Raw genomic sequence first — 22,316 nt, forward strand, 5'->3', positions numbered from 1 at the left:
CATCATTTCTTCCGTGAAAGCTGATTGATACATGAAGATCATTACAGCTTTTGACTGACTCGAATGCAGATTTAAAAACAGGCTAATGAATTTAATTTGAAAGGAATGAGTAACCATGCTTGCAGAAAAAACACTGACCCAACAAACAATAGATATGCGTTTAGAAGACAAAGCAGACAAACTCGAACAACTGCTTTTGTCCGATGAGGAAATTGCAGCTTTAGAAAAGTTAGCAATGCCAGGAATGTTTGAATCTGAGACTAGTCAAAGATGGTTTGCTAATTGCGGTGGATGTGGTGGATGTGGTGGATGTGTCGGATGTCGGGGATGCGGATGTCGAGGATGCGGATGTCGAGGATGCGGATGTCGGGGATGCGGATGTCGGGGATGCGGATGTCGGGGATGCGGATGTCGAGTTACTGAAGGTGGAACAATATCAGGTGTGCTAGACGACACCGATGAGGTCGGTTTTGGATACTAAATAACCTGGAAATAGAACAGCAATTCCGTAATTTTAGAAACCAAGTTTTTAAGTTTAGAGCCACAATATCTGGCTTTAAAAGTTAAAAACCCTGTCTTTTAAGCTGTTTTTTTTGCATTCATCACTTTTATAGCTGCAAAAGCAGGATTTTTCATTTTCTCAATATTTTTGGATACAACCGAGTTTTCAGATTTTTCTATTTCTTTGATGGAGCTTGGGATAATAAAACAAAGCCTATGAAATTAAATGATGCTCAACGCCTGCGTCTACTAGAACACGTTGTCGTTCACATTATGCGGTCAGATTGCAATGGCGAAGAAACTATGATATTCAATACGAGGCGGCGAACCCTGACAGTGAAGGGTCAAGCACTGCATGATGTAGAAAAAATTGTTTTACCTTTATTAGATGGTTCCCGAACAATAGGAGAAATCCGGGCGGCAATTTGCGAAAAGTTGACAGATTCTTCACTAAATCAATGTTTAAAGTTTTTGATGGACAATCGCTTAGTAGATGAGTTGCTGGAAGATCCAGTTGATTTAGATAGTCGTGCATATTTACTTCCTCAAATCAGCCTCTATCATGAACTAGGCTTTAAGCAAAAAGATGCCCAGAAGCACTTAGCGAACGCGAGGATTGCTGTTTTTGGACTCGGAGGTTCAGGGTTGATAGCTGCAATTAATTTGGCTAGTGCTGGTATCGGTTTTCTCCGCCTATGTGATGATGTCTGCACATTTCCGTCTGATTTCCCGATGATGTCAGGCTCAGTCTTTAATCAAATAGGTGCTTTTCGAGGTGTGGAAGCAGCTCGACAAATCGAGGCGATCGCAAAAGTAACCCAAACTGAAACTGTGACAGATCCTTTAACTAACGACGAAACAGTAAATGCTTTGCTTGAGGACGTTGATCTGGTGATTGTCGCCACCGATGCCGTATCTGTCAATCTCGCTTATCGCCTGAACAGACTATGCCTGAAGATGCAGCGCCCATTGCTACCAGGTGGCGCAGTTGGTGTTGAAGGAACTTTTGGGCCGCTAGTCTTTTCTCAGGATGGCCCTTGCTATCTTTGCTATCGGATGCGATCTATTGCCTGTGCCAAACTTCCAGAGGCGGAATTCGCTATTGAGCAGTTTCTCGACCGAGAACGCCGTTCTCAACCGCGTTTGCGAGAAAATTTACCGATCGCGCAGATGTTGGTTGGTAGTTATCTGGCTCTTGAAACAGTGAAGATGTTGCTCGGTTTGCCAATCGCCACTGACGGTAAATTACTGCATCTAGACTTGCTCGGCACAAAGCTGACTCACAACGTTGTGCTGAAGAAACCTGGTTGTCCACATTGCTCAGGACAGGAGAAAACAAAGTGAATGCAGCGATCGCTAGTCCACGCTGGCGCGATTTAGTTAGCCCGCATACGGGAATCATCCGAGCCATTGATAGATTTACCAAGCCTTATACAGAGTTTGATCTGCCAGTTTTGTGGCAAGCCGAATTAGCAAATTTCCAGCTTCGCAAACAGCAGGATGATTTACGCTACGGCGTAGGTAGGGGCATGACTGATGAACAAGCAATTTTTGGTGCAGTTGGCGAAGCAGTAGAGCGCTACTGTGGTGGTATTGTAGATTATCGGCAACTGATTGTCAGTAGCTACGCAGAATTAAGTCATTGCGCCGTCCATCCTCCAACTTTTTTCTCTTTTTCTGACAAACAATACTCTGACCCCAATTTTCCATATTCACCTTTCAATCCGGCAACGCAGACTTCGTGGATACCTGCCCTTTCTCTAGCAAGCAACCTACAAGTTTTAGTTCCAGCATTTATGGTTTATTTCGACTGGGATAGCAATCTACCAGGAGATTATACTTTACCGGTCACTTCTAATGGTATGGCTAGTGGCCCAACTCTTGAGTTTGCTGCTTACAGTGGCTTGTGCGAGTTGATTGAGCGCGATGCTTTTATAATTACATGGTTAAACCGCCTACCTGCCCCACGCATTTATTTCGCTCACCGTCCAGGAATTGAGACGGAAATTTTAAGCCACTATGCCCGATTTGGCATTGAGCTAGTTACGTTCTATTTGATTACTGATATTCAGATCCCAGTTGTGATGGCAATGTTAATTGACCGTTCAGGTAGAAGTCCAGCTGTTGCAACTGGTCTAGGATGCCATCTCGATGGATCAACTGCGCTTCGTAAGGCAATTTTTGAAGTTTGCCAAGCCCGTTTTGGTGATATGGAACGCATGGCTAGCGGCACTGGGATTAATCTCAATAAATATGAAGATGTGCAGAATTTGGACGATCACAGCGCTTTTTTCTACAAAACGGCTCGGCTACGCGAGTTGGAATTTTTGTTGGAGCATGACCAATACCTAACGGTTGAAGATTTACCAACTTATGCATCTTCAGTAGAGGTAGAAAAATTGCAATCGGTCATTGCCAGGTTGCATTCAGTGGGTGTTGAACCTTATTTAGTGGAAATTACAACCCCTGATATTGAGTCGCTCGGTTTTCGAGTAGTGCGGACTTTAGCCAGTGAACTAGTCCCAATATATTTTGGCTATGGACTGGAGCCATTGGGAACTCGGCGGTTGTTCAAGGTACCAGAAAAGTTAGGTTACGGTGAGCAACGTACCGCAAATGATCTAAATCCGTGTCCACATCCTATGGCTTAATACGATTTTAGATTTTGGATTAGGAATTACTTTCTTGTCGCAATCATTTTTCGGCGTTGCATAAATGCGGGATGAATTGGCGGGTGAAAGCGTTGATAAATCCTTCCACATTTGGCTAAATCATCCCATGATTCAGCAACTCCCATTTTTTAAATTGGCTTAAAAGGAGGAAATCAGCGTAATGTACACAGCCAATGAGCCACTGGAGTTAGCTCTGTTGTATCATTTGAACTCCCCAGTCCCTAAAAGTTCTGTCAAGCGTGTTCCGGCTACTGAACTGCGATATATGCCGGAGGCTCCTTTTCTGGAACTTCCAAAAGCACCACACGATAACCTGCTGAGTAAGCTTTTAGAGCGACGGTCTTCTGTGCGATCGTTTGATAAGTCGGTCATGCCAATGATCGCATTAGCTCAGTTGCTTGATGCAGGATGCGGTGTCAATGGGTTGCGTCAAACAGATGGTTATACCTATGAAGCCCGAAACTCACCGTCTGCGGGAGGACTTTATCCGATTGAGATTTTTGTATCGACACAAGCGGTAGAAGGTTTAGCAGATGGACTATATCACTACGAACCACGCGGTCATGGCTTACATCGGGTGAATGATGCAGTGCCAACAGACTTTGTAGAATCTTTATTGCAGCAGGATTACATTGTAAATGCCAATGCTCTGTTTCTGTTCACATCTGTTTTTATGCGCTCAATGTGCAAATACGGTGCGCGTGGCTACCGTTTTGCACTTTTGGAAACTGGTCATCAAGCTGAAAATATATGTCTAATGGCTGTGCAATTGGGGCTGGATAGTCTGTGCATAGGTGGATTCTATGATATGAGTCTGAACGCCATGTTGGGTATTGATGGAAAACGCCATGCGGCACTTTATTGTGTTGCCGTCGGTACTGAGAAGAAGTAGTGGTGCGCCAAGTTCCCTGCCCTCTTTTCCTTGCCTCTTCGTTGACTTAAATACCTCTTAATGCAGCTATGGGATCGAGTCGTGCTGCTTTTCTGGCTGGCGCTACACCAAAGATTAGACCAATGCTACCAGAAATGCTGGCTGTGAGAAATATTGCTCCTATTGGTACTGATGGTTGTAAGGGGGAGAACATAGCAACTATAAGTGCGCTACTAACGCCAATACCAGTTCCGACTAAACCGCCTGTTACGGACAGGATAATCGCCTCAATTAAGAATTGGGTAAGAATTGCTTTTTCTGTTGCGCCTATTGCTTTGCGTAGTCCAATTTCTTGGGTGCGTTCGGTGACAGACACTAGCATAATGTTCATGATGCCAATTCCACCAACGAATAAAGATATACCTGCGATCGCCGCCAAGACTAAACTTAAATTTATCGTCACTTGATTGATCAAGTCTTGGACTGACTTATTGGCGGCAACTGTGAAATCTTTTTTGCCCCGTCTGCGTGTCAGAATATTAATTGTTTGAAATGCCGCTGCGCGAATGCTATCTTGATTTTTTGCTGACAGTTCTAAGTAGTCGATGGGAATACCATTAGGCGATCGCCTACCGACTAGCTGATCTGCCATAGTACTAATTGGCACATAAGCTATATCATCAGGGTTATTCCCCATAAATGCACCTTTAGCTTGCATAATCCCAATAACTTGAAAACTCAAGTTATTCATCTGTAGTAACTGACCGATGGGATTTTCATTACCAAAAAGTTTCCGCGCAACTACTGGCCCTAAAATCACCACCTGAGAATTTTGATTTAGCTCTATAGGGTCAAAAAAACGGCCTTGATGTACCTGGAGATTGCGGACATAAAGAATTCCTGGCGTTGTACCTGTAACATTAACTTTACTGATGCGTCCCTGACGCGATAATTGCAAGTTGCTGCTAATTTGCGGGGCAACTTCTCGGACGGCGGGAGCCATAGTTGCGATCGCTTGAGCATCTGCCAAGAACAGTGAAGGCACATCAGAGCTTAACCCCTCTAGATTATCGCCACCAGCGAACACTGATAGTTGATTTGGCCCCAGAGACTCCAACTTTTCTTGCGTAAATTTTTGCGCCCCTTGCCCAATAGCGATCATTGTAATCACAGAGGCATTGCCAATGATAATACCAAGCATGGTCAACATGCTACGGAGCTTATTCGCAGCCAATGTTTTGACTGCCATTTGTGTACTTTCTAGTAAATTCATAATAATTCGTAATTCGTAGTTATGAGTCGATAATTACAACTAGGGAAATATTGTTGAATGATCGAAAAATATCAGTACCAATTGAAGATTCGGCTATTCTAAAATCCAATTTTATCTACACCTTCAATTTTTTCTGTACTGGGGGGAGACATTAACACGCGATCGCCTTTCTGAAGTCCTGCCAAAACTTGCACTTGATCACCACTAGTAGCACTTACTTTCACTGGTTGGAAACTGGCAGCATTTTGACTATCAATAACATATACCCCGGTTTGACCATTGGGCTGAGTTGTTACAGCCGCCAGAGGAATTACTAGAGCATTCTTAATAGTCTGACTGTGGAATGTCAGGCGTACATTCATTCCTGATTTCAACTTGTCTTGCCCATTCGATAAAACTACCTTAACTCGAAAAAAAGTGATATTGTTTTCCTGCACTGCTCTTGGTGCAATTAGACTTACTTTTCCTTTGAAGGTTTCATTAGGATAGGTGTCTGTTTGAATATCTACAAACTGACCGCGATTGATTTTGGCAATGCTAGCTTCAGGAATTCTGGCTTCAATTTCTAAGCCACTAGAGAGTTCAGCAATTGAGGTCGAGGTTGCACCTTCAGTATTAGAAGCTGATGTGGTGGGTGTAACAAAATCCCCTTCTTGGGCAAAGCGACGGGTAATAATTCCCGCAAATGGGGCACGGATGATAGCATTATTGAACTGACTTTGATAAAAAACTAACTGAGCTTTAGCCTGTGCTACCTCGGCTTCAGCTTGGGCAATTTCCTCGGGACGTAATCCATTTTTGGCTTTCTTCAAACTTTCACGTTGTTCTTTGAGCCGTGCTAGTTCTGCTTCTAAGTTAGCTCTAGCTTCTTGTTCTTTAGTGACAAACTCTTCAAAGGCATTGCGGGAAATAGCACCCTCTTGCACCAACACTTGATTGCGTTGCATCTCTACGATTGCTCGATTCAATCGAGTTTGAGATGCAGCTACTAATGCTTCTGCGGAAGCAACTCTAGCTTTAGATTCAGCAATGTCTTCTTGTCGAGTGCCAGCAACTTTTTGTTTCAAATCAGCCACAGCTTTATTTAGTGATGCTTGATACTGATTTACCTGTGCTTGTAATCTTTCACTATCCATAAGGGCAATAATTTGTCCTTTTTGGACGCGATCACCTTCATTCACATACAATTTAGCAATGCGTCCAGAATCTTCTGGGCTAAGATTGATTTTTTGTAATGCTTGCACCACGCCATTAGCTTGAATCTGCACTACCCAATCTTTAGTTTGCACTAAGATAGTTTGACTAGTTAAATCTGGCTGGGAGGCAGTTTCTTGAGTTTTCCAGTAAACTGTCGCCATACTTCCCAAGGTGCTGGCTAACAAGATACCGAAAATCCAAGGACTAAATTTCTTCATCCGATTATACAGTTTGATGTAGTCACTAAAATTAACTCCTGATAAGTATTGTAGAAATAAAATATCAATAATAAAAAACTTACTGTAAACCAAAAACTGATATTTTTAATATTGCAATAGATTGCCATGCAAAGGACTTATAAAAAAATAAATTATTCCAAATTATTTCTAATTTTTTAGTAGTGCAAGACCTTAAAATCCTAATAAAAAATATTTTTATATGGAAGTCCATAACTGTTATTAACTCATCCAATTTAACAAAATATTGCTATCAAATTTATTGTTATTAATGGGTTTTTCTCATCTCCCTTGCCAAGTCTGATAATTTCCACAGAAACCTCTATAGCCCTAGCTACTATAGCAACCCCGCTTACTTAGAACTTGCTGTTTTTCAGTAGATATTTCTGTCAGCACTTCAGCCTTGTTGGCAATTTTGTCTGACATGATTTTGCCTTAAATTTGTCTAAAAAATTATTAACTCTCTGCTATTACTTATAAATAATCTCTTTCTTATTTAAATTATTCTCTGGTTGTATTTTAATAAGATGAAATTCCAACTTTCGGTTATCCAAAAATCTACCTATTGCAGTACATCTGTCTGCAAGAATTTACATATTGGTGCAATAGTTACTTTTTGCTAAACATGGCTCTAAATCCTGATTCTTCGGCTAGCCTCCAAGCTAGATTTGTCCCCTTGGACTGTAACCTCTTGGAAAAATGCAATTGCCTTAATCTCTCACTGATGGGGCGGATCTGGGAACACTAAATGCTAAGGTCTTAAAAATTCAAAAGAATTATGATTAGTAGTGTAGTTACCATTCCCGGCTATCAAGTCAGCGAAGAACTCTACAAGGGTTCTAGAACCCTTGTTTATCGAGCAGTTCGAGAGACTAACCAACAGCCTGTGGTCATTAAGTCTTTGAGTGATGGCTATCGTATGCTCTGGATAACAGTTTAACAAGTATGCGAGATTTATTTCAAAGATTAAATAATACCGGATTTGAAGTAGATATTTCAACCTTTTCCAAAGCCAGTTCTCACCGCGTACAAAAACCCTTTAAAGTATGTAACTTCTAGTCATAATTCGTCGATGTTGCGATCGCCTGAAATATCGGCAAAATGTTTGATAATGACTCTAGCTAAATTAATAGCAATGGCAGGTTATTTAGCAAAGCGATCGCTTATCAATTTTCGCAACATTAAAGCTAAATCATCGTTGAGTTTACTTAAGCTATGTTGCAGAATTGGATATACTTCCTGATTTTGATAAGTTGATCTTAATAAATCAATTAGGAAGTTTTACTCTTGGCTAGCAGCTTCGTTTGACATAGCTAAATCCCTGACAATACATCTTTTAGGTTAGTATTTCCAAGTTTTCATGCTATCTAACAATTAAAGTGGTGTAATCCAATAAGTAATGCCTCTAATCACTTGTTTATTAAAACCAAATAAAGGTAAATTATCTTCATTTAAACCCACATAAGTCCAATGTGGAGCATCATTTTCTACAGTTTGAAACCAGCCATTTTGATTAAGAGCTTTTCTTTGTTCTTTACTACCTACGCGTAAATCAATGGCTAATCCCCAGAGATGTTGTGAGGTTCCAGGAGGTGCAACTAAACCGAGAATTTTTGTTTCTTTTCCCTGTTGAACTTTTGCCAAAACTTGATTATTGGCATATTTTTGCCAAAATCTTAAATTCGTGTTGAAGGTGCGAGTACAATCACCAGAGCCATAACCAGATTTTAGGGGGATATGTTGTTGAACTCGCGCTTTATTTAGAGCATCAGCTGCCGACTTTTGTAAATAACAATCGTTAGTGCCATCAACATGACCCATTGTTAAAGTAGCTTGAAATTCTTGGGTTTCTTGTTCATTCGCAAAGATATCTTTTGGTGGCAGTTTAATTCCGATATCTTGATTTACAAAAACTGCACCATAAGCTCGCAGCAAAGTATATTCATAAGTACCAGCCTGGGGGATTGTAGGTAATTTTTGGTTAATCGCAGATAAAAAACGTTGTTTACTATTTAATTCAGGATTGGGAATAAATGGTTTGGGTGTTATCTCTTTAGAAATATCTATACAAGGTGATGAAACAGTTGTAGAGCATACATTTAATGGTTGGGAAGTTCTAGCAAATTGGTGGTGGGTAATCTGATTACTAGCTACTAAGACAAAAATAATGCCGATAACTATACTGATGAAACTTGCCTTTCTAATAAATCTAGTAATATCTTTTTGCTTTTTGATAGTGAGTTTCATTTTTAAATAATTACTTAGTTGATTCAAAGGTAAAATTAACAGCACTGCTTAAATATCTATTATTGATAAAATATATTTTCATGCACTTAAAGAAGTATTTAACGCATCAGCGATAAAATAATTCCTATTATTTGCTAACTATGTGAACAAGAGTTATGACAAACAACCCGGAATGTTGTCACAAATTTTAAAAAATATAATATTTTTATTGAATACCCAAGTTTAAAAATATAAACTTGTCTCTGATTGAGTACTAGTAAATTTGATAACTTTTTTATTAGAAAGTTACATCCATGAAACCACTGGAACAGCTAAAATTGAAAAGAACTCTAAGCTTGCCGATCCTGTAAGTATGACCATGCACAATTCCGTTGAATTCCAAGACGCTTTTGATGTCATAGTCGTCGGTGCAGGTCACTCCGGTTGCGAAGCGGCTCTGGCCTCTGCACGCCTCGGTTGTCGTACCCTGTTATTGACGCTCAACTTGGATAGAATCGCTTGGCAACCCTGTAATCCAGCAGTGGGTGGCCCGGCAAAATCTCAGTTGACTCATGAGGTAGATGCACTCGGCGGGGAAATCGGTAAAGTAGCAGACCGCACCTACCTGCAAAAACGTATCCTCAACTCTTCACGGGGACCTGCTGTTTGGGCATTACGCGCCCAGACGGACAAGCGCGAATATGCAGCAGTGATGAAGAATATTGTCGAGAACCAAGAAAACTTGACAATCCGCGAAAGTATGGTGACAGATTTAGTGCTGGGTGCTAATGATGAAGTCATCGGCGTTGAAACTTATTTTGGTGTAGGGTTCCAATGTAAAGCTGTCATATTGACAACTGGCACTTTCTTAGGGGGCAAAATTTGGGTTGGCAACAAATCAATGCCAGCCGGACGCGCTGGGGAATTTGCGGCTGAGGGATTGACACAAACCCTAAATCGCCTGGGATTTGAAACCGGAAGACTTAAAACTGGAACCCCAGCACGGGTAGATAAGCGATCGGTGGATTATAGTAAAATGCTAATCCAGCCAGGGGATGAGGATGTGCGCTGGTTTAGTTTTGATCCAGAGGCATGGGTAGAACGGGAACAGATACCCTGCTACATTACCCGCACCACCGCCGAAACCCATCGTCTAATTCAAGATAATTTGCACCTGTCGCCAGTTTATGGCGGTTGGGTGGAAGCCAAAGGGCCGCGTTATTGTCCCAGTATTGAAGATAAAATTGTGCGTTTTGCCGATAAGGAAAGCCATCAAATTTTTATTGAACCAGAAGGACGAGATATACCCGAACTTTATATCCAAGGGTTTTCTACAGGGTTGCCAGAAAATTTGCAACTGCAAATGTTGCGGACTCTCCCCGGTTTGGAAAAATGTGTGATGCTGCGTCCGGCTTATGCTGTGGAATATGACTATTTACCTGCAACTCAATGTTACCCCACACTGATGACCAAAAAGGTTGCTGGACTATTTTGTGCTGGGCAGATTAACGGCACTACAGGTTATGAAGAAGCCGCAGCCCAAGGACTGGTAGCAGGAATTAACGCGGCTCGATTTGTTAGTTCTCAAGAAATGATTGTGTTTGCCCGCGAGCAAAGTTACATTGGAACGCTAATGGATGACCTCTGTACAAAGGATTTACGGGAACCTTACCGGATGCTGACCAGTAGATCGGAGTACCGCTTATTATTGCGTTCTGACAATGCCGACCAACGTTTGACAACCTTGGGACGAGAAATTGGTTTAATTGACGATCGCAGATGGGATCTATTTACCCAAAAACAAGCGAACATTATCACAGAAAAGCAAAGATTGCAAGCTACACGAGTCAAAGAACATGATGAAATAGGAATAGCGATCGCCTCTGATACCCAACAAGCAATCAAAGGTTCAATTACCCTCAACGACTTACTGCGCCGTCCGGGATTTCATTACGTTGACCTCGACAGGTTCGGACTAGGAAACCCCAACCTCAACCGCGCCGAGAAAGAAGGCGCAGAAATTGACATTAAATATCATGGCTATCTTGCTAGGCAACAAAATCAGATTGACCAAATTACCCGTCAAGCCCACCGCCAATTACCTGCGGATTTGGATTACACAACAATTGATACCCTTTCCAAAGAGGCGCGGGAAAAGCTGACTCACGTAAAACCACTCACTCTTGGTCAAGCTGCACGTATAGGTGGTGTAAACCCAGCCGATGTTAACGCTTTATTATTATATTTAGAATTGCGTAAAACCAAGAGCCAGTATGAGTTTCCAGCGTTAGCTTAACACAAACTTGATAAAGACTGAGTATAGTAGTAGGGAGGGAGATTGGTATGATAGATGACATAACTATTAGTACTGCTATCATCAACAATCCCCAGATTAAAGTTGATTTTAATAGCAACGCTCAACCAACTCGTCTCAATAAGACGGTGGATTGGATATCTCATCTGTAATCCTAACTCCCAGGCAGTAGGCGCGGCGTTTCCTCGTCCTAGCAATAACCCAGAACGTCTATGTTACAAGAAGCCAGTACCCGTCTCATAGTACCAGAACCATCAGAAGACTTAATCGCCAACGAGCCTTGGTCGATAGAAAACTATGCTGATGGTCTCATGGATGAACTCTTTGCCGATATCGACTACATTCTGGATGTTAGTGATAATCTGCGTTCTCAAACCGTTAGGCATGGTAGGCAGAACAAAGCTCAACGCCACTCGCCTCCAGAATACGTGCCTTTGCAAACAGTTACGATACCGCAGATTATCTTACCAAACGGACAGTCAGTTACTCAAAATAATAACAAGCACTTGAGTACCGTTGTCTTTGATAACGCCACCATTAAACCAGTTATTAGAAAGCGTCAAAAAAGCAGTCGGACTTTGGGCAAACTGCTGATTGTCGGAACAACTTTAGGCGTGGTGATCGCTGGTATTCTCTATCTAGTGCAGTCTGGAGTCGTATATCTTTTAAATCCCAACTTGACTGGGCAAGCTCTTCTAGCGCCGCAAACGCAGTCACAATTGCCTGTAAAAACAGAAATTGAGGCAGATTTAGTTGACTATATGCTGGGAGCGCTGGCAGTTATAGACAAGCAAGAATTAAAAGGCAATCAAAAATCTTTCAGTTCGGGATTCTCCAGTCAGACAAATACTAATCAAATAGCCCTTGGTAACGGGCAAACAAGTGGGAATTTACCACCACTTCCACTTCTGGCAAATAATACACCACCAGCCCCTAACCGTTCTGGAAGCGTTGTTGAGCGGATCTATGTTCCCGTTTATCAAGCGCCATCGCCAATGCGCTACGCGCTGCCAGCAATTCCTGGTAGTCCCGCACTTCTACCACAAGTTGCTAATGCATTGCAGGCATCTCAACCTAATGTGGTGAAAAGTGCCCTAAATACGGTGCGACAAGCTGCCAAGCCTGTAACCGTCAATATGTTAGCGGCGGCTGTACGAGCGGAACTTAAACCTGTAGCTGGACGAACTGCACCTATTCCCGTGCGGCAAACACCCAAGCCTCTACCTGCATTACCAGTGGTTCCATTACGTGCAGCACTCGCGCCAGAGTCAGAACCAACTATTACCCAGGAACAAGTATATCCGGCAACTGCGATCGCAGAAGCACCGAGCAATACCCTAGAAGGATTGCTAGAGTTAGGTAACAAATCTGCCGCTTTGTTTAAAATTGACGGCGTAACTCGCCGCATCAATATGGGTGAAAGCATTGGCCAAAGCGGTTGGACACTGGTAGAGGTTAGTAATGGCGAAGCTGTCATCCGCCGTAACGGTGAAGTGCGATCCATTTACACAGGGCAGAAGTTGTAAAATCCAAGGCATCTAACTCACCAAAAATTAGCTCCTGACTGGTTGGTTAATTTCAAAATGAATATGATTGTCGTGACCACTTAGAGACACACAAAGTCCCTCTTGAATTAGCTGTCGATCGTTGAAAAAGATTGCGCGTACCAGCTTTTGATTAGTAATAGACTTGAGAATAGCTCGTGCAGCATCTCGATCGTAGTTAGAACTTGACCAAACAATACCACCAAAATTCCCATTTTTTTGGGGTAAATAAATATCGCACATCATTCCAGTTTCATGTCCATGATGATCGGGAGTATCGCCTCCATGAGGAAGACTAACATCGTTAATTGCGAATGGAGCAGCTAGGGGGTGAGTGTTACGATAACTGTTTTGATAATCTTGGGCAATTTTTTTAATCACATCAGCTAACCAATGTGTTCCAAAATCGTGGTTATCTTGAGTATCTTCGAGTTCACCGTTAACTAAACCATTATTCGGGTCACTTTTGGGCATCAACTCCCACCGTGGTGCATTAGCTGCTTGCAACCATCGATGAGTTATTCCACCAACATCAACTCTACCATCACCATTAACAGTACTGCGACCAGCAATAATTGATTGAAATAGTTTGATCGCATCAAATAGTCCTCTGTCTCTGTCTGCACTGTCAGGATCGCCTACCCATTTGTAGCCTAGCTCATACAATCGCGCCTTAATAGCCTTAACATCAGCAGCTTTATTGACTCCGCCAATTCCCACACTACCATCGAGTTTAATTACCTTCGCTCCTGGTAAACTGGATGCTGTAGGTTGTTGAGTGTTCTCATCGTCCTTGTGATCAAAAGGAACAACAACTTTAATGGGGATCTCTAGAGTTTGATCGTCAACATTAATTATCATCCGGCGATCGCCTTCTTGCTTAAAGACGAAATCAAATTGCCATTTGCCATCCTGACTAATTGCTACACTTAGGGCTGGAGATTTATCGTCGCTCGTAATCGACAAAACTTTGCCACTGTCGGTTAAAGGTGCTACGCCTTCAACCCTGAAATTTTGCCCTAATTCAACTTCTTTTGGCACACGAATTAACTGAAGTTGTACCACTGAAGCGGGAATGGTAACTCCACCTACATTAGCCAGTAACTTTTGTGCCTCTGGAAGCAAGTCTACAACTTTACTGACATATTTAGGATCAGATGAATAACCTTTAGCCTTGAGAAAGCCAAGGAAATTTTCTGGTGTATTAGTATACTCCTCTAAACCTTTATATGGTGTGCGAGTTAAAAACTTCCAATAACCAATAATAAAAGCGTCTATATCCGTAAATTTACAGAACTCAACTTCTTCTAGTTCAGAAGGAACCTTGATTTTTAAAGGTTCGGCAAACCCTTTCATATCAGGAATTCGCCATTTTAATCCCGCAAAATTATTAGCATTGATAGCGAGATCGCTTTTAGCCCTGCTGGACTCTAGTAACCATTGAGCGAGGGTAACTTCTTTTAAAATTTGCCGATTGATATCGGTAATTTTTGCACTTTCAATACCAACTTGTGTAAATATTTTGACTAAATCTTTGTTGGAATAATTGTTTACTAAATCATCTAGTAATGGCATGGATTTTTCCTTGTAAAAACTATGTATATAACCCCGATTTATTAGATAAGTCGGGGTTGTAGATGTTAACAAATGATGGAAATAGAATTAGTTAATCTTTTTCTATAACTTTGGCATGTCCAGAATAAACAAAATGCTCGTTTCGGTTTCCTTTACTTTGATCGGGCCACCTAACCGAATAATGGTTTTCTTCAAAACCAACATCCAAAATTGGGTAATCTCCTGGCTCAATCTCAAAGATAGAATCTTTTGGTAAGTCTGATGCCTGTTCTGTAGAAGGCTTTAAGAAGGTTTTTGTTGTAATTTCCAAAACGTATTTCTTATCAGCTTTAGGTTCCTTGGGTTTTGGCTGGCCTATTAATCCATCTTTAATTGCTTCCGCCATTTTTTCAACATCGAATAGATCCATATCTACTTGGGAATCACAAAAGCAGCACTCAATTAAAATAGCTGGCATTTGTGTATTCTTAAGAACAAAGAAACCTGTATCTTTCACCCCTCTGTTATAAAAACCAAGTTGAACAATTTCTTTGAGAACTGATTCCGCAATCCCTTGTGATGCGTTACTAATGGCGTAAACTTCTGTGCCATGAGCTTTAGCGTTAAATTTATTAAAGTGAATCGAAACATAGACATTAACGTTATTGGCATTTGCCTTATTAGTTCGTTGTCTCAGAGAATCGGTTACACCGCTAGCGCTTGTAGGAGTGCAATCAATGGCGGTATGATTTGCTGCTCTGAGTTTTTGTATCAATTGTGTACCAACTGCTTTAGTTAAAGCATCTTCTTGTTTGATGCCTGTTGCTCCTGTATCTGGAGGACAGTTGTGTCCCATATCAATACCAAATTTCATCTTGCTGATTTCCTTTTTATACTTTGAGATGTGAGCATAATTTAATTACACTGTATTAATTATTAGCTTAAATATAAGCGCTCTGTCGGTGAGATAAAGTGAGTTTTTGCTGTAAATAAATGTGACATTTTACGTAAATATATCCTTTCAAGGAGATATTTCATAAGTTCAACGTGAAAATGAAGCAGACTGACCCATTACAGCACAAGAGACGCTGAATCTAGTCGATACTCTTTTATGCTCTACCTTTGGGCAAAGACTCAATGATGTTCAATCTGTGGTTTTGTTAGAAAGTTGGCTAGGACACACTTATGCGGAAATTGCGGAGCAGATAAGTTATAAACACGACTATATCAAACAAGTAGGTTCTCAGTTGTGGCGATCGCTTTCTCAGGTAATTGGTGAAGAGGTTTGTAAAAAAAAATATCCAATCTGTTTTGCGTCGCTACCAGCAGTCCCAAAGCGGTGGATAATTTAATTTTAAACAAAACTCCGTACAACTCAAAAAGCCTTCTTTCCTATTGCCTCTTGCCTTTTGCCTGCCTATGCAAGTAAGTATGGCTACACCACACTGCGCGGACAAAAATCAAAGTGGATTTTTATATTTGTACAAAAGTTTGTGAATACAATTTTTATTTTTGACATATAGATAGAAGCAGACATTCCCAAACTAGCCTGGGTTGAGCGTAAGCAAGCAAGTATTTACGAGATTGTTCTAGCTGATTAATAATACTGGGTTGATGCCAATGCTGCCAGTAGAATTGCTGAAGGTAATCAACTAACCACAGTTGGGCTTCTGTATCTAAATCCTTATCAATTTTCTTGGCTAACTCCAAGGCTTTGCGGTAGGAAGCAGGGGCTTTTTTCAAATCTTCGAGTAACTCCGGGGGAATAGTTTGTAATTGCTCGTAAGATGCGATCGCACTTCCCGCACTACCAGCTGCTATACTCAGTACTGCCTGATTTTGCAAAATTTCTTGATGACCTGTTTGTGTAAGTACAACAGCCAAAGACTCTGCATTTAAACGATAAAAAGGAATACGTTGACAGCGTGAAACCAAAGTTGGCAAAACAGACTCAGGTGTAGGTGCAATTAAAATTAACGTCGCCTGTCCCGGTTCTTCCAAAGTTTTAAGTAAAGCATTGGCTGCGGCTTCTGCCATTGTTTGGGCTTCTTCCAGCACCACCACATTCCTTGGTGCTTCCAAAGGCGGACGACTTAAAAACTCGGTAATTTCCCGAATTTGCTCTAGCCGAATTACAGGTGGTGCTTTACGCTTAAGTCCTTTTTCAGCCGCTTCTAATGCTGTTAATCGTTGTCCCTGGTATTGGTAAGTCGGTTGTACCCACAACAAAGCTGGATGGTTCCCCTGACGCAAACGGTTTTGTAAAGCCGCAGTGACTCCCAACCCACTAGAAAATATCAATTCTACAAAGCACCTGGCTGCTAAACTTCTTCCTACACCATCTGGCCCCACAAATAGATACGCTGGAGCAACCCGGTTTTGTCTGACAGCCTGAGTCAGTAATTCTATGGCTTGCGGTTGTCCTACAAGTGCTGCAAATGGGTCAATAGTCATTAGTTAATTGTAGAGTGACATTCTCACTTCTACAAGGATTTTCTCAAGGTAGACAAGGTTTATCTGCAAAAATTCGTAGCTAAGTTAAGTGGTTGCTTTAAACATCCTTCAGGGCATCTAAATGTTAGCTAAATTATTCGCTAAATATTTTGATATTTAGCGATGCAGGAATTACCATTATCACCGAGAAATTTTTCTACAAAACGTTCAAAGATTTTGGAGAGCCACATAACGTCAGTAGGCAGCTATTAAGGGTCAGAATAAATAATAACTGTTGTCAATGATCATAATAAAAAATGGTACGTTTTTTCACTTGAACCACCAATTCGACAGCCAAAATTTCCCTTTTTATCACTGAAAAATTGTGTTTTTTGAGGTTGCTGTTAGTAACTTCGATATTTGTTAAACCTAATTTTGATTCATTTTTGTTGTAAAGTTCTACAAGTCGAGGCTCTCAGCCTTTTTTCTCATAACCTTGAATGGGTTGGTTCCTTAGACCTAGAGTATCTCCTTTTCCTTTGCTTGTCCGATTTTATTCATCTCCTCGATGTATCGATCTGTGAGCTTCTGCAGCCGTTCGGTGCTGCGCTTGAGTTCGTCTTCGGAAACTTCTTTCTTTTTCACCCGATCTTGCAAATTATCCTGCACATTGCGACGAACGTTGCGAACGACAACTTTGTGTTCGTCGAGTTTCTTGTGAAGGGTTTTGACCAGCTCGCGACGACGTTCTTCAGTAAAGGGGGGTATCGCCAGGCGGATCACCTGGCCATCGTTATTTGGATTGATGCCCAGAGCTGAATTTCGAATCGCCTTTTCGATGTCGGACAGCAGTTTGCGGTCCCAGGGTTGAATAACTAGCAAGCGCGCCTCGGGTACAGAAATGGTGGCTACCTGGTTAAGTGGCGTCGGTGTGCCGTAGTAATCCACGGTGATGCGATCGACCAGTGCTGCGCTGGCCTGGTCTACGCGCAGCGAGGCAACATCCTGTTTGAGGGTCTCGACCGCCTTCTGCATACGCCGCTCGGCCTCGTCGAATAAATCGTCAACCGTAGCGATGCTCGCTTGGGCATCGGCTGCCGTGGTGACAGGCTTGGCAGCGGGCTCGGCCGCAAAGGTGACTGGGGCGCTCTGTAAGCCAACAAGAAGAGTCCAGAGAAGGAAGAACGGGCGTGAGAAAAACTTTCTGCCAGCGGTATTATTCATGGTTGTCTCCCTTCGAGAAACGTGTTTGCACATAACTAAAGCGCATTATTGTATGTGAAGGATAGGAGATCCAATGGGTATTGTCAATCAGCTCAGTCAAGGTGGCGATCGCCACCTTGACTGGGCTTGAGGTAGTAGAAGTAAAATAGTAACTTTACTTTTTAAATGCAGAGGAATGCAATGGCATTATCAGGAGATGCAATGAGATTGTAAGGCAACGCATTGGCATTGTCAGGCGACGTATTGGCTAAATTTGTAGTGTCTTAGATGTAGAGGGACGCAAACTAAGCAGAAAGGAAAGGTACGCAGAATCTTTTTGAAAAGAATTTGTTAAAACAAATTTATGCAATGTTGTAATCAGGAAGTCTCAGATGTCGCACAAAGAATTTATTTATTGCAGGCAAAAATGGTTGCTTCCCATCTTGGTACGTATCGTAGTAACAATTTTTCTCACAGTAGGGGTGTTAGGCATTTTGGGAAGCACTGCTTCTATAAGTAATGCTCAATCTGTTTTTCCTGATTCTGTGACAGCTAATGCTCAACTAGTAAGTACCACTAAGCGTATTCAGGACAAACAAACACTATCAAAATCAACACCGCTAAATGCCACTGTATATCATAGTCCTGAATGTAACTGTTGTGGTGGATGGATTGACCACTTAAAGACACAAGGTTTTGAAATCACAGACTTTTCTACGCCTGACATCGAAACTGTTAAACAAAAGTACAATGTACCGGATAACTTATCATCTTGCCACACAGCAGTTGTTAATGGATATGTCATAGAAGGACACGTTCCAGCAAACGACATCAAACGTTTGCTTCAAGAAAAGCCAAATATTGTTGGTTTATCTGTTCCCCAAATGCCTGTAGGTACTCCTGGGATGGAGATGGGGAATCGAAAAGACCCGTTTACGGTGTTTGCCTTTGATGGTAATAACTCAGTTGCGGTATTTAATAAATATCCATCTTCTTGATATAAATCTCACTGGATTCAGAGGATGTTTTAAAAGTGGATTTTAATCTATTTTTAGCGATTAAAATTGTCAAAAGCTTTTAAAATATCCTTATATTATCTGAATCAGTGGTAGAGGATTTACTGGTTAGAATCAGTTTTGATCAACTGGGATAAATGACTTAACCATCTCCCCAACCAGAAGCGAGATGCTATGTTTGAAACATTTTGAGAAAGAAGCTCAATTGCATGGTTACAATCTTGCAGGCTTGCATCGATTCCCATTGCGTGATAAATTCCGCGAGCATTGCAAAAGGCATTCATTGCTTCTGATTCGCGATTGATTTTTTCTAACACTAAACCCAAATTAAACCAGGAGTTTGCTTCTGCATTTTGGTCATCAAGATTCCTTCTAATCTCTAATGAATATTGATGAAACTCAACCGCTCTTTGGTACTGTCCCAGAGCCTTATAAGCACTTCCCAATCCACTTAAGGCCATGCCCTCCCCATTGCGATCGCTAATTAATCTTGTCAGTTCTAACCATTCGTGGTAAAACTCAATTGCCAGTTGGTACTGCCCCAATGATTCATAAGTATTGCCCAAACTTCCTAGACAAATGGCTTCTCCAGTGCGATCGCCTGTTTTCTGGGTGATACTCAACCACTGCTGATAAAACTCAATCGCTTGGTCGTACTTGCCCAAATATTCATAAGTATTGCCCAAGCTTCCTAGACAAATGGCTTCTCCAGTGCGATCGCCTATTTTCCTGGTGATACTCAACCACTGGTGATAAAATTCGATTGCTCGCTGGTATTTCCCCAGTGATTGGTAAGCGTTACCCAATCCAGACAAAGATTTGGCTTCTCCGAAGCGATCGCCTATTTCTTTTGCTATATCCAACCACTGCTGATAAAACTCAATTGCCAGGTGGTACTCCCCAATGGACTGATAAGCATTGCCCAAACTTGCTAAACAAATGACTTCACTATTGCGATCGCCTATTTCTCTGGCTTTGTGCAAGCACCGCTTTTCAAACTCAATGGACTCGATGTTATTTAGGCTCCCTGTTCTAATTACTTCTGTCATTCTCTATAGAAAACGAAATTTTTGCTTGATAGGTTGTTGATTATACAATTTTCTGTGCATTCAACACACAATAACAGAACTTATATGCACAAGTTCTGTCAAAATCTAGGAATTGTTCTTCAATATGTAACTTTGTTTTATACACCAGCGATCGCTGTGTATACAAGGCTTTTATTTATATTGGTAAGAAGCACACGATTATAGTATACTCACAAATTTAGTTTTAGAAAAAATATAAGAAAAACCAATCAATCAGCAGCAGCATAATCAGGCAATGCGTTGAGTTGTAAATTAACAGCACTTAGATAATTTTGGTCGTTTAAAACTTTTGATGGTAATTTATCTGCATTAATAGCAGCTTTCACCAAATCGTTTGCAATAATATTTCTGTTCTGAGTTTCAAATACTAGCATCTCTCCACTAGGGATCCCGTGCTGCTTCAAACCTCCCTGATACGCAAAAGTAACTAAATCGAAAGGTTGGAGGTAATTTACAGTAATAGAGTTAACAGGTAAATTGTTAGAGTTAATAGCAATTGTTTCACTATTATTGTTAGTAGTTGTTTGGGCAACAGCGATTCCAGGTACAAGACTAATCGAAGCAAAAATAAGTGCAGAATTTATTACAGTAAGGAGTTTCATAAGGTTATTCTTAGGTAAAATGCGATCGCTGTTCTTTAGTAATAGAATCTTCTTTATTATTAATCTCAGCTTCCTTCATTCAGGTCATCTGATCGGTTGATATCTGACTCACCCAAAAGGGTGAAGCAATTGAGCGATAAAAATCCCGTTAAGTCGACATACATAACAGAGCGATTGTAATTTTCTAATACTTAACTGAGGTGAGTTGAACATTTATGCAATTTTTCAACTTGCATCTTGAGTTTCATAAGCATTGCAGCAATTATTCTTCCAGATTCGCGAAAACTTCCTACGACTCTTCAAACAGGCGATCGCTTTTATGCAACCATAAGCAGTTCAATCGGTTTGTCGTTGCGATGTCTACCACGGGCTACGCCTAAGCATTGTAGTAAAACACAACAGCGTTGCATTAAAACAATTAGCAAAATCCACACCTGAAAGTATCCGGTTATTCTCACTAGCTCTGAAACTAGGTTGTTAACTTAGAGAAGTGTTCAATTGCAAGCTCAATCTTTACTTACAACAATAATCATCAACAACTTTAGTCTTTAGGGTTTGCAGAAAAGTTTAATGCAAAAAAAAAGTGGCTTTTAAGAACGGGACTTGCTCTCCTAATTTTTATCATGGTTGTAGCGGCAAAATTTATGGATAAAACTCATCCCATCGCTGAACTCTACGTATTTGGGGATAGTCTTTCGGATACAGGAATGGTATTCCGGGCAACAGGAGGAATGTACCCGCCTAACCCAACTTACTTTCAGGGGCGTTATTCAAATGGTCGGGTTTGGATTGAGTATCTTGCCGAATCCCTCCATCTCTCCTCCAAGCAAACTAATAATTTTGCTTATGGAGGATCGACTACTGGCAGTGTTGGCAACAGCTATGTACCTAGCTTGCTAAATCAAGTGCAGTCGTTTACGCAGACACATAAATATACAAATTCAGATGCTTTGTATGTGCTGTGGACAGGAGCAAATGATTATTTGCAAGGAGTAAGCAGTGCAAGTATTCCTGTTAAAAATGTAATAACGGCAATCAACTCTCTAACTGATGTGGGTGCTAAAAAGATTCTGGTAGCAAATTTACCAGATTTAGGACAGTTACCTGCCACTAGAAACAGTGCGAATTCTGTGAGCCTCAGTGCATTAACACAAGCACATAATCAAGGCTTGAGGCGATCGCTAAAGGTACTAAGTCAACAGCATTCTGATCTTGATATTGTGCAATTAGATGCCAATGCGCTATATCGAGATGCGATGTCTACGACGGGCTACACCTACGCAAATCCGGCAGCCTTTAACTTTACCAATGTCATCAGTCCATGTCTATCTGGCTCTGGCACCTATAGTAACCCAAACCAGTTTTTGTTCTGGGATGGCATTCATCCGACAACTGCGGCTCATCGCATCATCGGGGAAACTGCTTTTTCAACGATTCAAGAGGCAGGAATGATTAATCCTCGTTCAATGTTGGTTCCCTAACTTAATCAGCTAAGAATCAACGATAGGGGCGCACAGTTGTGCGCCCTTATACTATGATTTAATTTACCAAAAATAAATGTAAAATACGGTAAACCACGCAAATTA

The 22,316-nt window shown here is 41.3% G+C and carries 20 protein-coding genes and 1 pseudogene; 12 read left to right on the top strand and 9 right to left on the bottom strand.

Annotation, left to right across the window (positions count from 1 at the left end; all coding sequences use genetic code 11):
• The first annotated feature begins 115 nt into the window (after positions 1–115).
• The 4 genes from FBB35_RS07300 to FBB35_RS07315 all read left to right on the top strand — a co-directional run bounded on the left by FBB35_RS07300 (position 116) and on the right by FBB35_RS07315 (position 4,065).
• The gene (locus FBB35_RS07300) at positions 116–481 is read left to right on the top strand and encodes a hypothetical protein (RefSeq protein ID WP_174709106.1); all 366 of its coding nucleotides are present in this window, start codon (positions 116–118) and stop codon (positions 479–481) included.
• Positions 482–717: 236 nt separating this feature from the next.
• Entirely contained in the window at positions 718–1,845 is a 1,128-nt protein-coding gene (locus FBB35_RS07305; protein WP_174709107.1) for a TOMM precursor leader peptide-binding protein, read from the top strand.
• A complete protein-coding gene (locus tag FBB35_RS07310; protein WP_174709108.1) occupies positions 1,842–3,152 on the top strand; it encodes a YcaO-like family protein in 1,311 nt (436 codons plus the stop codon). The genes FBB35_RS07305 and FBB35_RS07310 overlap by 4 nt, the downstream gene beginning before the upstream one ends.
• Positions 3,153–3,333: 181 nt before the next feature.
• Positions 3,334–4,065 carry a SagB/ThcOx family dehydrogenase gene (locus FBB35_RS07315; protein ID WP_174709109.1) on the top strand — a complete coding sequence of 244 codons (732 nt, stop codon included), beginning with the start codon at positions 3,334–3,336 and terminating at the stop codon, positions 4,063–4,065.
• A 46-nt stretch (positions 4,066–4,111) separates the two neighbouring features.
• On the opposite strand, the gene FBB35_RS07320 is transcribed toward FBB35_RS07315, so the two are convergent.
• Positions 4,112–5,317, bottom strand: a complete 1,206-nt coding sequence (locus FBB35_RS07320) for an ABC transporter permease (protein ID WP_174709110.1) — start codon at positions 5,315–5,317, stop codon at positions 4,112–4,114.
• 98 nt (positions 5,318–5,415) lie between these two features.
• Complete coding sequence (locus FBB35_RS07325) at positions 5,416–6,732, bottom strand: efflux RND transporter periplasmic adaptor subunit (RefSeq protein ID WP_174709111.1); 1,317 nt, start codon at positions 6,730–6,732, stop codon at positions 5,416–5,418.
• 796 nt (positions 6,733–7,528) lie between these two features.
• Between FBB35_RS07325 and FBB35_RS07330 the strand changes: the two genes are divergently transcribed.
• Complete coding sequence (locus tag FBB35_RS07330) at positions 7,529–7,690, top strand: hypothetical protein (protein ID WP_174707956.1); 162 nt, start codon at positions 7,529–7,531, stop codon at positions 7,688–7,690.
• Positions 7,660–7,767, top strand: a pseudogene (locus tag FBB35_RS07335) (IS4 family transposase); the annotation flags it as partial. The gene FBB35_RS07330 and the pseudogene FBB35_RS07335, both read left to right, overlap by 31 nt.
• A gap of 357 nt (positions 7,768–8,124) precedes the next feature.
• Here the strand turns inward: FBB35_RS07335 and FBB35_RS07340 are convergent.
• The gene (locus tag FBB35_RS07340; protein ID WP_174709112.1) at positions 8,125–8,997 is read right to left on the bottom strand and encodes a D-alanyl-D-alanine carboxypeptidase family protein; all 873 of its coding nucleotides are present in this window, start codon (positions 8,995–8,997) and stop codon (positions 8,125–8,127) included.
• A gap of 352 nt (positions 8,998–9,349) precedes the next feature.
• Between FBB35_RS07340 and mnmG the strand changes: the two genes are divergently transcribed.
• The 3 genes from mnmG to FBB35_RS07350 are packed head-to-tail and all read left to right on the top strand — an operon-like array spanning position 9,350 to position 12,816.
• Positions 9,350–11,272: a tRNA uridine-5-carboxymethylaminomethyl(34) synthesis enzyme MnmG gene (gene mnmG, locus FBB35_RS07345; protein WP_174713551.1), complete on the top strand. Its 1,923-nt coding sequence runs from the start codon at positions 9,350–9,352 to the stop codon at positions 11,270–11,272.
• 47 nt (positions 11,273–11,319) lie between these two features.
• The gene (locus tag FBB35_RS35390) at positions 11,320–11,442 is read left to right on the top strand and encodes a hypothetical protein (RefSeq protein WP_302480952.1); all 123 of its coding nucleotides are present in this window, start codon (positions 11,320–11,322) and stop codon (positions 11,440–11,442) included.
• 60 nt (positions 11,443–11,502) lie between these two features.
• The gene (locus FBB35_RS07350; protein ID WP_174709113.1) at positions 11,503–12,816 is read left to right on the top strand and encodes a hypothetical protein; all 1,314 of its coding nucleotides are present in this window, start codon (positions 11,503–11,505) and stop codon (positions 12,814–12,816) included.
• A 27-nt stretch (positions 12,817–12,843) separates the two neighbouring features.
• Here FBB35_RS07350 and FBB35_RS07355 read toward each other — a convergent pair whose 3' ends face one another.
• Together FBB35_RS07355 and FBB35_RS07360 are read right to left on the bottom strand one after the other, a co-directional pair.
• On the bottom strand, positions 12,844–14,409 hold the full coding sequence (locus FBB35_RS07355) for a glucosaminidase domain-containing protein (protein WP_174709114.1): 1,566 nt from the start codon (positions 14,407–14,409) through the stop codon (positions 12,844–12,846).
• Between the two features lie 91 nt (positions 14,410–14,500).
• Complete coding sequence (locus FBB35_RS07360; protein WP_174709115.1) at positions 14,501–15,262, bottom strand: N-acetylmuramoyl-L-alanine amidase; 762 nt, start codon at positions 15,260–15,262, stop codon at positions 14,501–14,503.
• Between the two features lie 277 nt (positions 15,263–15,539).
• On the opposite strand from FBB35_RS07360, the gene FBB35_RS07365 reads away from it, so the two are divergent.
• Positions 15,540–15,740, top strand: coding sequence for a hypothetical protein (locus tag FBB35_RS07365; protein WP_174709116.1), 201 nt, complete (start codon positions 15,540–15,542; stop codon positions 15,738–15,740).
• 154 nt (positions 15,741–15,894) lie between these two features.
• On the opposite strand, the gene FBB35_RS07370 is transcribed toward FBB35_RS07365, so the two are convergent.
• On the bottom strand, positions 15,895–16,842 hold the full coding sequence (locus tag FBB35_RS07370; protein WP_174709117.1) for a DNA polymerase III subunit delta': 948 nt from the start codon (positions 16,840–16,842) through the stop codon (positions 15,895–15,897).
• 498 nt (positions 16,843–17,340) lie between these two features.
• Entirely contained in the window at positions 17,341–18,045 is a 705-nt protein-coding gene (gene frr / locus FBB35_RS07375; RefSeq protein WP_174709118.1) for a ribosome recycling factor, read from the bottom strand.
• A gap of 371 nt (positions 18,046–18,416) precedes the next feature.
• On the opposite strand from frr, the gene FBB35_RS07380 reads away from it, so the two are divergent.
• Positions 18,417–19,022, top strand: a complete 606-nt coding sequence (locus FBB35_RS07380) for a DUF411 domain-containing protein (protein WP_174709119.1) — start codon at positions 18,417–18,419, stop codon at positions 19,020–19,022.
• Positions 19,023–19,141: 119 nt separating this feature from the next.
• Here FBB35_RS07380 and FBB35_RS07385 read toward each other — a convergent pair whose 3' ends face one another.
• Both FBB35_RS07385 and FBB35_RS07390 read right to left on the bottom strand, forming a co-directional pair.
• Positions 19,142–20,089, bottom strand: coding sequence for a tetratricopeptide repeat protein (locus FBB35_RS07385; RefSeq protein ID WP_174709120.1), 948 nt, complete (start codon positions 20,087–20,089; stop codon positions 19,142–19,144).
• 248 nt (positions 20,090–20,337) lie between these two features.
• Positions 20,338–20,730 carry a hypothetical protein gene (locus FBB35_RS07390; RefSeq protein ID WP_174709121.1) on the bottom strand — a complete coding sequence of 131 codons (393 nt, stop codon included), beginning with the start codon at positions 20,728–20,730 and terminating at the stop codon, positions 20,338–20,340.
• Positions 20,731–21,353: 623 nt separating this feature from the next.
• Between FBB35_RS07390 and FBB35_RS07395 the strand changes: the two genes are divergently transcribed.
• Positions 21,354–22,211: an SGNH/GDSL hydrolase family protein gene (locus tag FBB35_RS07395; RefSeq protein WP_174709122.1), complete on the top strand. Its 858-nt coding sequence runs from the start codon at positions 21,354–21,356 to the stop codon at positions 22,209–22,211.
• The last annotated feature ends 105 nt before the right edge of the window (positions 22,212–22,316 follow it).

It is taken from the genome of Nostoc sp. TCL240-02 (genome assembly GCF_013343235.1).
GTDB lineage: Bacteria > Cyanobacteriota > Cyanobacteriia > Cyanobacteriales > Nostocaceae > Nostoc.